Here is a 12,432-nt window from a genome sequence, read left to right on the forward strand (position 1 = left end):
TCCGCGCGGACCTGCTCCACCCTCATGGAACTCTGACCGCCCAGGCGGACTTCGCGAGGCCCGTCCCCCGCCGTGACCTTTCCGTCACCTGGGGACGGCGCCCTCGTGGCGGGAAACGGCAGCGCCACCGCCGTTCCTGAGAACATGCTTTCGATGTAATACGAGACTTCACCGTCAGCGCTCACGCTCCCCCAGTGTCCGCGTGAGCCTGTCCAACCGGGAGAAGTCACGATGACGTCACAGCCCAGAACAGGTGTACGAGCGGGGTGTCCCCAACCGCGCTTCGTCGTGTGCGCGATGCTCTCCGTCGTCGTGGGCTGCTCGGGGGGGGCGCCCCCGCAGCCCCCGGAGCTGGAGGCGGAGCGCGCGGGCGCGGTCATCCAGGACGCCAACTTCGCGGACTCCGTCTTCGTCAGCGGCCTCCAGGGCCCGACGACCATGACCTTCGCGCCCGACGGGCGTTTGTTCATCTCCGAGAAGAACGGCGCGCTGCGCGTCGTCGCGAACGGCCAGCTCCTGTCGACGCCGTTCGTGACGCTCACCGTGGACAACGGCAACGAGCGCGGGCTGATGGGCGTCGCGTTCGACCCCAACTTCGCCAGCAACCAATACCTGTATGTCTATTACACGTCGACCGACGGCAGCATCCACAACCGGCTCAGCCGCTTCACCGCCAACGGCAACGTGGCCGTCGCCGGAAGTGAGCTGGTGCTCGCCGACTTCCCGACGCTCGACGCCGCCAACCACAACGGTGGGGCGGTGCGCTTCGGGCTCGACGGCAAGCTCTATGTCTCGGTGGGGGAGAACGCGGTCTCCTCCAACTCGCAGAGCCTGAGCACGCCGCTCGGCAAGATGCTGCGCTTCAACCCGGACGGCAGCATCCCCACGGACAATCCGTTCTACGCGACCGCCACCGGGCTCGCCAAGGCGACCTGGGCGATGGGGCTGCGCAACCCCTTCACCTTCGACATCCAGCCCGGCACGGGGACGATGTTCATCAACGACGTGGGTGAAGGCGGCTGGGAGGAGATCAACCGCGGACAGGCGGGGGCCAACTACGGCTGGCCGATGACGGAGGGCTATTTCACGAACCGCCCGGGGCTGACGCAGCCGTTCTTCGCCTATCCCCATGGCTCCGGCACGGCCGCGGGCAACTGCATCGCCGGCGGCACGTTCTACAACCCGCCGATTCCGGCGTTTCCCGGCGCCTACGTCGGGCAGTACTTCTTCGCGGACTACACCAACGATTGGATCGCCCGCATCGACCCGGACTCCGGCGCGCGCTCGCTGTTCGCGACGGCCGTCGCGGGGCCCGTGGACCTCGACGTGGGGCCGGACGGGGCCCTCTACTATCTGGCGCGTGGCACGGGCCAGGTGGGTCGCATCGCCTACACGGCCTCGCTGCCTCCGAGCATCTCCCAGCAGCCCGCGAACACCCTGGTCTCCGTGGGGACTCCGGCGACCTTCACGGTGTCTGCGAGCGGCGAGCCCCCGCTCACGTACCGGTGGCAACGCAACGGCGTGGACATCGCCGGCGCGACCGCGTCCACCTATGTGCTGAACGCCGCGCAGCTCGCAGACAGCGGCGTGCGCTTCCGCGTGGTCGTGAGCAACGGGATTGGCTCGGTCACCAGCGCGGAGGCGGTGCTGACGGTGACGTCCAACAAGCCCCCGGTGGCCACGATTTCGACGCCGGCCGTGGGCGCGACCTACACCGCGGCCACCGAGCTGCTGTTCTCCGGCTCGGCCAGCGACCAGGAGGATGGCGCGCTCCCCCCGAGCGCGATGACCTGGAGCATCGTCTTCCACCACGACACGCACACGCACCCGGCGATGCCCGACACGTCCGGCATCGCCAGCGGGAGCTGGCCCATCCCGAACATCGGCGAGAGCTCGGCCAACGTCTGGTATCGCGTCTACCTCACGGTGCGCGACTCGGTCGGCCTCACCCACACGACGTCCCGCGACGTCTTCCCGGTCACCGTCCCCCTCACGGTGACCAGCGTGCCGGGTGGACTGCAGGTGCTGATGGACGGGCGACCGTTCCCGGCGCCGCACGAGACGCTGGGCGTCGTGGGCGTCCTCCGTTCGGTGGGCGTCGAATCGCCGCAGTACGCGAACGGGAAGTTCTGGACGTTCTCGTCGTGGTCGGACGGCGGCGCGCAATCGCACGCCTTCACCACGCCCGCCAGCGCGGCCACCTTCACGGCCCAGTTCGTCGAGACCTCGGGAGGGAGCTGCTACCGCATCCAGGCAGAGCGCAGTGACAAGTGGCTCACCGTCGACGTCGCGGGCAAGGTCGTCGCCGGCAGCACGACGCAAGCCGGAGGGCAGGTCTTCCAGCTCGTCCCGACCGGCACCCGGTTCAAGCTCAAGGGTTCGGGTGACGCGTTCCTGGCGGTCGCGGCGAACCAGCTCTCCATGAGCGCCAACTTCTCGAGCGCGGAGACCTTCACGCAGATTCCCTGCGGCTACGGTGGCCGCAACCGGTTCGGCTTCCAGGCCGCGTCCGGGAGCGCGCCGCATTGGAAGGAGACCGCGCTGGGCGAGCCCATCCAGAGCGGCGACGGCGGCAACGGCGGCGCGTGCAACCCGGCCGATGGCGGCGCCTGGGAGGGGTTCTACCTCGAGCCGGCGACCTGCCCGGACGGCTCTTCCGGCCCGGTCTGCGGCAACGGCACCGTCGAGGCCGGCGAGCAGTGCGACGACGGCAACACCCAAGCCGGTGATGGCTGCGACGCGACGTGCCGCGTCGAGAGCGGGGTCAGCGTGGGGTGTTTCGTCATCCAGAGCGAGCGCAGCGACAAGTGGCTCACCGTCGACGGCGCGGGCAAGGTGGCCGCCCTCGGCACGGCGCAGGCGGGGAGCGAGGTCTTCGAGCTCTTCACCAGCGGCACGAGCTACAAGCTCAAGGGCGCGGGCGGTGCCTATCTGGCGGTGGTCACCGACCAGCTCACCCTGAACGCCACGCTCGCCACGGCGGAGCCGTTCACACGCCATGACTGCGGTGTCTTCGGGGGCCGCAACCGCTATGGCTTCGCGTCGTCGACGGGGACCGCGCGCAACTGGAAGGAGACCACCACGGGCGCGCCCATCCAGAGCGGGAACGGAGGCAACGGCGGCGTCTGCAATCCCACCGACGGTGGCTCCTGGGAGGCCTTCTACCTCGACCCCGTGAGCTGTCCGGTGACGGCGCGCTGAAGAGACCGGAGCCTGTCTCCTCCGACCGGTGGAGAGCGCCTCGCGGGACCCGCGAGGCGCCTCCCTATCCCCGGTGTCCTTGACAGCGTGAGACACGCAAGCTCCAGTGACCTCATGCACTTGTCACCGCTGACCCCCGCGCCCGAGAGGCTGCCCGCCGGGGCGCCACCACCGTGGCCTGCCCCCGCGCTGCTGAAGCCGCCGCCCGCCCCCAAATCCCACAGACTGGGGCTCATCCTGACGGGGTTGGTGATCGCGGCGGGCCCGCTCATCGCGGGCGTCGCCATCTGGATCGGCACGAGGGGGGGCGAGTCCATCGGTGGCGCCGTGATGACGTTGCTCTCGGCGGGTTTCCTGGTGGGCATGGTGGTCTACGCACAGCGGCAGCAGAGCACGCTGCCGGCCCGACAGGGCGAACACGAGGAACTCCTCGAGCAGCTGACGACCTGTTGGGCACGGGTGCTGGACTGCGCCATCGTCGGCTCCGAAAGCGCTTCGGAGGGGGGAATCACCCACTACGTGCTCGACCTCGAGCTCCAGCCCTGGTGCGACGAGTTCGCGCTCACCGCGGGGCACGCGCCGGACACGTCTCAGCACTGGCGCGTGAAGTGGCGGATCCCCGCCGCGGTGGCCGCGAGCGTCGTACCGGGGACCTGGTTCGCCGTCGCCTATGACACGCGAGCCCCGGAGCGCGGTGAGACGCAGTTCATGCAGTTCCTGGTGAGCATGCCGGGCGCGGCGCTTCCCCTGGAGTGAGCGCGGCGACCTCGGGACTCGGCGGCTCCCGCCCCCCGGCTCAACGCCGGAAGCACACGACGCGCACCTCGAGCCCGCTGGACTCCGCGTCCAGGACCTGGCGCATCAACGCCAGGGCCCGCGCCTCGTCGAACCCACCCGAGCCCGCGCCGATGACGGGGAAGGCCACGGAGCGCACGCCCAGCTCGCGCGCCCGCGTCAGGGCATTGCGGACGGAGTCCTGGATGGACCGCGCCGAGGCCCGCCAGAGCATGTCGATGCCCGCCACGTGGATGATGGCCTTGAAAGGCAGACGCCCGGCGGACGTCACCACCGCCGAGCCCAGCGGCATGGGGCCGGCCTTCGCCACCTCCCGGAAGGGTCCTGTCCCGCCCCTGCGCTTGATGGCCCCGGACACCCCCTGAGGCAACAGCAGCCACCAGGGGATGATGTTCCGGTTCCAGGCGTTGACGATGGCCTCCACGGGCTGGTCGAGCAGGTCGCCTTCGACGACGGAGATGGGCATGTCCCCACTCTACCGCCAGCCCTCCACGGAGCGCCCCGCCTCAGTTCTCGAGGAAGACCGTGTTGGGGCCGGTGGGGGTCCCCGGAAGCTGCGGGAAGGAGAGGTCGTTGAGCTGCTGATAGGTGCCGAACGCCAGGTAGGGGGCGTTGCTGTAGCAGGCCATCCGCGTGGTGTCACAGGTGGCCAGGTTCCCCGCGTCCACGCCGGACCACAGGCTCCGGACCGCCGCGGTCCACGTGTAGATACGCGGCAGCGGGCTGCCCGGCACGATGTACCGGATGATGGACCCCAGGTTGATGAAGGCATACGTATCGACCGGGTTCTTGTAGAGGCACAACTGCCGCCCCAGGCGATTCGGCTGGTCGAAGAGCCACAGGCTCGAGCCGGCACAGCCGTCGTCGATCACCAGGCTCTCCATCATCTGCTGGGGCATGCCGCTCCGCAGGCGCCGGGCATACTCCTCCCGCGCGTCGAACTGCGCCTGACGCTCCTCCGGCGTGATGTAGCGCGTCTCCTGGGTGACGGTGCCATCCGGGAGCTGGCGGAGGATGGTCTGCGAGATGAGCCCCTCCTGCTCCTCGGGTGCCCCTTCCTGCCCCTGCTCCTCGGGCGGCCCTCCGCACCCCATCCACAGACCGACCACACCCGCCAGCATCCACGGCAACGAGCGCTTCATGAAAGCCTCTCTCGACGCGAGTCATACGCGAACAACGGATGGATGAACCGCGAGGATTCTGCGCAATCCCGTCCTTTGATTGCAAACGCCTTGGATTCACATTGGCAACAGCCGCGTCTGGTTCGAATTTTCGGCGGCCATGGGAACGTCCATGCCGCACGGGGGGCCCGGCGCCGAAACGGCCCGCGCCGTGGAGAGGTGTCCGCTAGCGGAGCACTGGCTGGATGACGGCGCCGTCGTCCAGTTCGGCGGGCAGGTCGCTGGCGACGAGCTGTCCGGGCTTCAGGCCGTCCTTCACCTGGGTCCGGGAGCCGTCGCTCGTCCCCACCACGATGGGGACCAGGCGGATCTTGTCGTTCTCGACGACCGCGGCGCGCACCTGTCCCGAGCGGACGATGACGGCCGCGTCCGGCACCGACGGGAACGGCGGCGTGGGGACCTCCAGCTCCACCTGGAGGAAGGTGCCCGGCAGGATTCCCACCTCGCGGTTGTCGAGCCAGATCTCCGTCAGCATCGTGCGGGTGCTGGGCTCCAGTTGCCCCGCGACGCGAGAGACGCGGGCCCCGAGGCGGCGGTTCGGCTGGTCATCCGTCCACACGGTCGCCTTGTCGCCCACGCGAACCGACGCGGCGGCGTTCTGTCCCAGATACACGGTGATGCGCAGCGTGCTCGTGTCCGCCAGGTCGACGATGGGCTGCGCCGCCTGCGTGGAGCCCGTCGCGGCGGGGATGAGCGCCCCGGGGTCCGCGTAGCGCGCCGTCACCAGCCCGGAGAAGGGCGCCTCGATGACCTGGTAGCTGTGGATCTCCCGCGTGCGGCGGAGCGTCTCCAGGGAGGTGCGCAGCTGGGCATCCGCCACCTCCCGGTCCTGGCGCGACATCACCCCCACCTTCGACAGCGCGTTGGCCCGCGCGGCCAGTTGACTGCGCAGCTTGTAGTCCGTCTCGGCCGCGCGCACGTCCTGCTCGGTCTCCGGCGACCAGAGGATGGCGAGCACCTCCCCCTTCTCCACCCGCATCCCCTTGTCGATGTGGATCTCCTGCAGGAAGCCCGGAATCTTCGCGTAGAGGGTGGTGGACAAGAAGGGCCTCGCCTCGCCGGGGAGCGTCACCCTTTGGGAGGCCTTGCCCTCCTCCACCTTCGTCACCAGGACGGTGGGGCCCCGGTCCACCGCGCGCCTGCGCGCGTCGGCCCCCGCCTGGTCCACGCTCCGGCGGTGCAGGGCCAGCAGCACCACGGCGAGCACGGACGCCAGGACGAGACAGACGCCCACGACATGCACCTTGCGGCGGCTCATGACCGGGGCTCCATCTCCTGCTTCAGGCGGACGTCATGGAGGTGCTTCGAGGGCTCCTTCTTGCGCAGCCGCGAATAGACGAGCGGCACGACGAACAGCGTGATGAAGGTGGCGACCAACAACCCGCCGATGACCGCCCGCCCCAGGGGCGCGTTCTGCTCGCCCCCCTCGCCGAGCGCGAGCGCCATGGGGAGCATGCCGAGGATCATCGCGAGCGCCGTCATCAGCACCGGGCGCAGCCGCGTCTGCCCCGCCACCACCGCCGCCTCCTGGGGACCGAGGTTGCGCTCCACGCGCAGGTCGTTGGCGAAGTTCACCAGCAGGTTGGAGTTCGACACGGCGATGCCAATCACCATGATGGAGCCCATCAGCGACTCGACGTTGATGGTGGTGCCCGTGGCCGCCAGCATCCACACCACGCCCATCAGCGCGCCCGGAATCGCGACCATGATGATGAACGGGTCCAGCCAGGACTGGAGGAGCGTCACGAGCAGCAGGTAGACCAGCGCGATGGCGACGACCATCCCGAGCCCCATGACGGAGAAGGAGTGGAACATCGCCTGGCTCTGCCCACGCAGCGTGATGCTGGCGCCGGGCGGGAGCACCTTGCGCGCCTCCGCGATGACGCGCTCGACGTCCCTCGCGACGTTGCCCAGGTCCCGTCCCTCGACGGTGGCCAGGACGTCGACGAGCGGGCGCGTCGTATACTGGTCGAGGCGCGCGGCGTTGGTCGTCAGCCGCGTGGTCGCGATGGACCCGAGCGTCGGCGCGATGCCCGCGGTGGACAGGACGTTCGCGTAGCTCCCCGAATTCGACGTCATGTTCGTCGTGGAGGCCGCCGTCTTCGGGTTCAGCGGCGTGGCCGCCACGCCATCGACGTCCCGGATGGCCAGCACGGGCGTCTGCACCACCACCTGGTAGTTCACGTTGTTCTTCGGGTCGACGAAGAAGTTGGGGTTGGCCAGGCTGGTCCCCGTCAACGAGGTGAGCAGGCTCGACGCGGCGTCCTGGATGCTCAGCCCCACCTGCATCGCCCGGGCCCGGTCCACGTCGACGGCGATCGCCGGGTGCTCCAGCACCTGGGGGATGCGGACGTCCTCGATGCCGGGGATGAGGCGAATCTCATCGAGCATCTTCCGGGCGATGGCATACAGGGGCTCCACCTTCGGCCCCTGGAGCTGCACGTCGATGATGGCCGCGGAGCCGAAGTTGAGGGCCTGGGTGACGACGTCGCCGGACAGGAAGTAGAGGACGGTGCCAGGGAACCGGGGCGCCACCTCCTCGCGGATGCGCTTGCGGTAGAGGGCGCTCGGCTGGTGGTCCGGCTTGAGCTGGATGAGGATGTCCGCGTCCTGCTCGCCGATGTTGTCGCTCTGCACGTACGCGAGGTTGATGGGGATGGGGACGCCGATGTTGTCGTTGATGGTCTCCAGCTCCTCGGCGGGGATGACCTTGCGGATCTCCCGCTCCAGCTCGGCGACCATGCGCTCGGTGTCCTCGATGCGGCTGCCGATGGGCGCTCGGAAGTGGAGCTTGAGCTGGCCGGTGTCCACCGTGGGGAAGAAGTCGAGCCCCACCAGCGTGGCCAGCGCCCCCGACGCCAGGCACAGGAGCAGGAACGCCACCAGGACGAACACCGGCATGCCGAGCACCGTCCGCAGCAGCGACGCGTAGCCGTTCTCCAGGCGCTCGAAGTTGCGGGTGCGCCAGGCGTTGAAGCGCTGCCACCGGGTGTGGGCCTTCGTCGGGTCCCATTCGCCCGTCTCCGGGGGCTCCTTTCCCAGCAACAGGTGGGACATGGAGGGGACGAGCGTGCGGGAGAGCAGGTAGGACGCCACCATCGCGAAGACGACGGAGAGGGCGAGCGGCACGAAGAGGAAGCGCGCCGGCCCCGTCAGGCCGACGACGGGACAGAAGACGATGCAGATGGTCAACGTGGTGGCCAGGGCCGGCATCGCGACCTGGCGGGCGCTGTTGAGCACCGCCACCGCCAGCCGGGGCTCGTGGACGCGGTTGCGGTTGATGTTCTCGATCTCCACCGTCGCGTCGTCGACGAGCATGCCGATCGCCAGGGACAGCCCGCCCAGCGTCATCAGGTTGAGCGTCTGGCCGGTGAGGAACAGGCCGATGATGCCGCAGAGGATGGACAGGGGGATGGACGTGCAGACGATGAGCACGCTCCGCCACGAGCCGAGGAAGCCCAGCGTCATCAGCGCGACGAGCAGCGCCGCCGTGGCGCCCTCCCGGACCACGCCCCACACGGCCGCCCGGACGAAGACGGACTGGTCGAAGTCCAGGCGGATCTCCATCCCCTGGGGCGCGGCGGCCTTGAGCGCCGGAATCATCTCCTTCACGGAGTCGACGACCACCAGGGTGGACGCGGTGCTCTTCTTCAGGATGGCCAGGTAGGTGGCGCGCCGTCCGTTGACCCGGACGACGTTCTCCTGGACGGCGTAGCCCGAGTGCGCGAGCGCGACGTCGCCCAGATAGACGATGGCCCCGTTGACCTGCTTGATGGGGATCCGGTTGAAGTCGGCGTAGTCGGACGGGCTGGAGTTGAGCAGCACGTCGATCTGCCGGTGGCCGATGCGGGCCGACCCCGCCGGCAGGATGACGTTCGAGACCAGCAGGGCGTTGACCACGTCCTGCGGCGACAGGTGCTTGGTGGCGAGCTTCACCGGGTCGATGTCGATGTTCACCTGGCGCAGGGCGCCGCCATAGGGCGGCGGCACCTGGAGGCCGGGGATGGTGAACAGCCGCAGGCGCAGGAAGTTCTGCGTGTAGTCGAAGACCTCCAGCTCCGACTGGGCGGCGCTGGAGAGCGTGAGCTGCGCGACGGGGATGTTGGACGCGTTGAACTGGAGGATGTTGGGGGTGGTGATGCCGGGGGGCATGAACCGCAACTGCTGCTGCGTCTGGGCGGTGATCTGCGCGATCGCCGCGTTCACGTCCACGTCCCGCGTGAAGTAGAGCTTGATGATGCCGATGCCGAGGATGGACTCGGCCTCCATGTGCTCGATGCCGTCCACCGTCGTGGAGTAGCCACGCTGCGCGACGAGCAGCACGCGGTTCTGCATGTCGGACGCGGTGAGCCCCGGGTAGTTGAAGACGACGATGACCACCGGGATGTCGATGGGCGGCAGGATGTCCGTGAGCATGCTGCGCACGGACAGGACGCCCAGCAGCACGATGACGATGCAGAACGCCGCCACCGAGTACGACCGCCGGAGCGCGAGGAGGACCAGCCACATGCACCGCCTCCTAGGGCGCCAGCTCCGCGGGAGGGAAATGCCCCGTGGCGATGAGCAGGTCCAGTTGGGCCTGCCGCGCGTCGTTCTCCGCGAGCGCCGCGGAGATCTCCGCGTTGCGCGACGCGAGCTGCGCGTCGATGACCTGGATGTCGTTCGACAGGCCGCTGCGGTAGCTCACCGTCGTCAGGTGGAGGACCTCGCTGGAGAGGCGCGCGGCCTCTCGCGCCAGCCCCACCGCGGCGCGGGCCCGCTCCAGCTCCGCGAGCGCGGTGCGGACCTCCGAGCGGACCTGCCTCAGCGTGGCGTCGAGCTGGATTCCCGCCTCGCCCTCCAACGCCCGTCGCTCCCGGACCAGGCCGAAGCGCAACCCTCCGTCGTAGACGGGGAAGCCCACGTTCAGCATCAACTGCCAGCTCTCCGTGGGGAGGCTCTGGGTGGGCGGCGTCTGGTAGATGAGCTCGAAGCTGGCGGACGCCGACGGCATGAAGTCGGCCCAGGACTCCCGGTACACCTTCTCGGCGACGGACAGGCGCTCGCGCGCCAGGCGCAGGTCGCTGCGCAGCCGGTCCGCGTCCTCCAACGCCGTCTTCATGTCCCCTGGCACCCCCGGGAGCTCGACCTCCATCACGGCGTCGACGGGCGCGCTCTCCCCCAGGAGGACGCCGAGCTGCTCCTGCAGCCGCACCAGGAGGAAGCGGGTGCGCTCGAGGTCGGCGCGGTCGCTGTAGTAGAGGGCGGAGGCGCGCTGGAAATCGACCAGCGTCCCATTGCCGGCGTCGAGGCGGGTGCGGGTGTACTCCACGTGCGCGGCGGCGTTCTGGACGGCGTTCTCGTCGGCCTGCACGAGCTTCCGCTGCACGGCCACGGACAGGTAGACCTGCCCCACGGTGACGGCGAGCTGCCGGCGCACGTCCCGGGCCGACAGCCGGGCGACCTTCACGTTCTCGCGGGCCTGGGACCACTGGACCCAGCGCCTGGGGTCCAGCGGGAGCGCCAGGGTCCCCGAGGCGTTGAAGCCGATCCGGGGCAGGATGACGGAGGGCGGGGCGCTGGTGGTGAGGCGGGCCGTGTTGAGCTGGGTGTACGCGGTGGTCGCGGTGGCGGTGGGCAGGGACCCGGCGCGCACCTGCTCGACGATGGCGCGGGCGCGAGCAATCTCCTCGGAGGCGATCAGCGCGTCGGGGTTGCGCGTGAAGGCCCGGCGCATCGCCTCGGGGAAGGACAGGCGGAGGGGCTCGTCGGAGGGCTCGGGGAGCCCGCGAGCGGGCGCGAGCAGCGCGAGGACCGCACCGAAAGCCGCGATGTGCCAGTGCTGGCTCGCTCCGCCCCCTGACCCGCGCATCTGCGCACGCCGCTCCCGCCCGCTGGCGCTCCCTTGACGGAGCCACCCGCGCCACATCGCCCGAATGACCGCATGAACCCGCGCCGCCTGGGGCTTCGCCCGGTACAGGGTCAGCAGGAGGCCGCGGACATGTTAGTCCCGCCCACGGGGGCGACAATCGACCCGCGCGGGCTGGAGAGTGTCCGCGAGGCCGCAGAGAAGACTCGGGCCATCCCCTCGCCGTCGAACGCGGGGATGGCCCGGAGAAGCGCCATGGCTCAGAAGAGGTTGGCGATGTCCTTCACCGGCTGCGGGGCGGCTTCGGTGGCGCCCAGCGCGCCCATGGCGCCGCCGAAGAGCAGCGAGGCCGGGTTGGGGCGACCGCTCGTGATGGCGCCGACGACGCCCTCCGCCGCGCCCTTCAGGGTCTTGAGGTAGCCGGTCGCCGCGCCCTCGAGGACGCCCTTGAGGCCCCCCTCCGAGTTGCCGATGCCCGTCAGGACGTTGCTGACGGCCGGCACGAACCACAGGTGCTTGCCCGCCTCACCCGCGAACCACTGGAAGTTGTCCTTGTTGCTCCCGTCCGCCTTGACGTGGGTGTCCTTCGTGGTGGGCAACTGGTGCGAGCCCAGGAAGGAGTAGCCCTGCTCGGCGAAGTCCTTGACCATGCCGGCCTCGGTGCCGTGCCGCGCGTCCCCGCTCTTGGTGATTCCCTCGATGTTGCCGTCGCCCTGGCCGTTCTGGACCTTGTTCGAGCGGTCCCCGCCAGTGGAGGCCTTGGCGCTGTCGATGAACTCCAGCACCTTGGCCAGCCGGTAGACGGCGTCCGGGTTCTGCTTCGCGTCCTTCAGGTCGAGCTTGGGGTCGATGCCCGTCTGCTTGCAAAGCTGGTCGAACTTGATGTCCTTCTGGCGCCCCAGGTTCTTCAGCACGGGGCTGTCGTCGACGATCTGCGCCGCCGAGCGCTTGTCACCCGCGGGCCGCTTGTCGTTGGCGCTCGGGATGCCGGAACCGGAGGCCTGCGCGGGCTGCGCGAGCTGCCCGGGCTGGGCGGACTGCGCGGCGGGCGTCAGGTTCTGGAGCTCCGGCGGGAGGCCGCGCGGCGCGAAGGTGTTGACCAGCTCGCCGGCGGTCCCCATCACCCCCAGCGCGTTCTCCAGCCGGGACGAGGTGCTGGACTGCCGGCGGTTGGCGCCGCTCGCGTCGAACGCATCCGCCGGCTTGCCCCCGCGCGAGGGCCCAGGCTGGACGCCCTGCGAGGCTCGACCGCCCACGTCCTGGACAGGCCCCGCCGAGAGCGGCTGCTTCGGGTTGGCGGACGTGGTGGACTGCGCGGTGCCCGAACGCATCATGGGGTTGGAGCGGGCCGTGGCCTTGGCGTTGATCATGGGGATCACCTGGTTCTAGACAGCGGTGGAGGACTGC

The 12,432-nt window shown here is 69.8% G+C and carries 8 protein-coding genes; 2 read left to right on the forward strand and 6 right to left on the reverse strand.

The window, feature by feature from the left end; genetic code table 11:
* Positions 1-297 precede the first annotated feature (297 nt).
* Positions 298-3,201, forward strand: coding sequence for a PQQ-dependent sugar dehydrogenase (locus tag LZ198_RS03060; protein ID WP_253970338.1), 2,904 nt, complete (start codon positions 298-300; stop codon positions 3,199-3,201).
* A 114-nt stretch (positions 3,202-3,315) separates the two neighbouring features.
* A complete protein-coding gene (locus LZ198_RS03065; protein ID WP_253970339.1) occupies positions 3,316-3,957 on the forward strand; it encodes a hypothetical protein in 642 nt (213 codons plus the stop codon).
* Between the two features lie 40 nt (positions 3,958-3,997).
* On the opposite strand, the gene LZ198_RS03070 is transcribed toward LZ198_RS03065, so the two are convergent.
* From LZ198_RS03070 to LZ198_RS03095, 6 genes are all read right to left on the reverse strand, one after another.
* Positions 3,998-4,462 (reverse strand): macro domain-containing protein, encoded by a 465-nt coding sequence (locus LZ198_RS03070; protein ID WP_253970340.1) that lies wholly within the window; start codon positions 4,460-4,462, stop codon positions 3,998-4,000.
* A gap of 40 nt (positions 4,463-4,502) precedes the next feature.
* The gene (locus LZ198_RS03075) at positions 4,503-5,138 is read right to left on the reverse strand and encodes a hypothetical protein (protein WP_253970341.1); all 636 of its coding nucleotides are present in this window, start codon (positions 5,136-5,138) and stop codon (positions 4,503-4,505) included.
* A gap of 205 nt (positions 5,139-5,343) precedes the next feature.
* Complete coding sequence (locus LZ198_RS03080) at positions 5,344-6,435, reverse strand: efflux RND transporter periplasmic adaptor subunit (RefSeq protein ID WP_253970342.1); 1,092 nt, start codon at positions 6,433-6,435, stop codon at positions 5,344-5,346.
* Complete coding sequence (locus tag LZ198_RS03085) at positions 6,432-9,686, reverse strand: efflux RND transporter permease subunit (protein ID WP_253970343.1); 3,255 nt, start codon at positions 9,684-9,686, stop codon at positions 6,432-6,434. Before LZ198_RS03085 ends, LZ198_RS03080 begins: the two co-directional genes overlap by 4 nt.
* Before the next feature lie 10 nt (positions 9,687-9,696).
* Entirely contained in the window at positions 9,697-11,028 is a 1,332-nt protein-coding gene (locus LZ198_RS03090; protein WP_253970344.1) for a TolC family protein, read from the reverse strand.
* Positions 11,029-11,285: 257 nt separating this feature from the next.
* Positions 11,286-12,395 (reverse strand): hypothetical protein, encoded by a 1,110-nt coding sequence (locus LZ198_RS03095; RefSeq protein WP_253970345.1) that lies wholly within the window; start codon positions 12,393-12,395, stop codon positions 11,286-11,288.
* Positions 12,396-12,432 lie beyond the last annotated feature (37 nt).

It is taken from the genome of Myxococcus dinghuensis, assembly GCF_024198235.1.
GTDB classification, from domain to species: Bacteria; Myxococcota; Myxococcia; order Myxococcales; family Myxococcaceae; genus Myxococcus; species Myxococcus dinghuensis.

Excerpts from the sequence above, each read along its gene's own strand:
- LZ198_RS03065 (WP_253970339.1), top strand. The coding sequence starts at position 3,316 with ATGCACTTGTCACCGCTGACCCCCGCGCCCGAGAGGCTGCCCGCCGGG.
- LZ198_RS03080 (WP_253970342.1), bottom strand. The coding sequence starts at position 6,435 with ATGAGCCGCCGCAAGGTGCATGTCGTGGGCGTCTGTCTCGTCCTGGCG.
- LZ198_RS03060 (WP_253970338.1), top strand. The coding sequence starts at position 298 with ATGCTCTCCGTCGTCGTGGGCTGCTCGGGGGGGGCGCCCCCGCAGCCC.
- LZ198_RS03075 (WP_253970341.1), bottom strand. The coding sequence starts at position 5,138 with ATGAAGCGCTCGTTGCCGTGGATGCTGGCGGGTGTGGTCGGTCTGTGG.
- LZ198_RS03090 (WP_253970344.1), bottom strand. The coding sequence starts at position 11,028 with ATGCGCGGGTCAGGGGGCGGAGCGAGCCAGCACTGGCACATCGCGGCT.
- LZ198_RS03095 (WP_253970345.1), bottom strand. The coding sequence starts at position 12,395 with ATGATCAACGCCAAGGCCACGGCCCGCTCCAACCCCATGATGCGTTCG.
- LZ198_RS03085 (WP_253970343.1), bottom strand. The coding sequence starts at position 9,686 with ATGTGGCTGGTCCTCCTCGCGCTCCGGCGGTCGTACTCGGTGGCGGCG.
- LZ198_RS03070 (WP_253970340.1), bottom strand. The coding sequence starts at position 4,462 with ATGCCCATCTCCGTCGTCGAAGGCGACCTGCTCGACCAGCCCGTGGAG.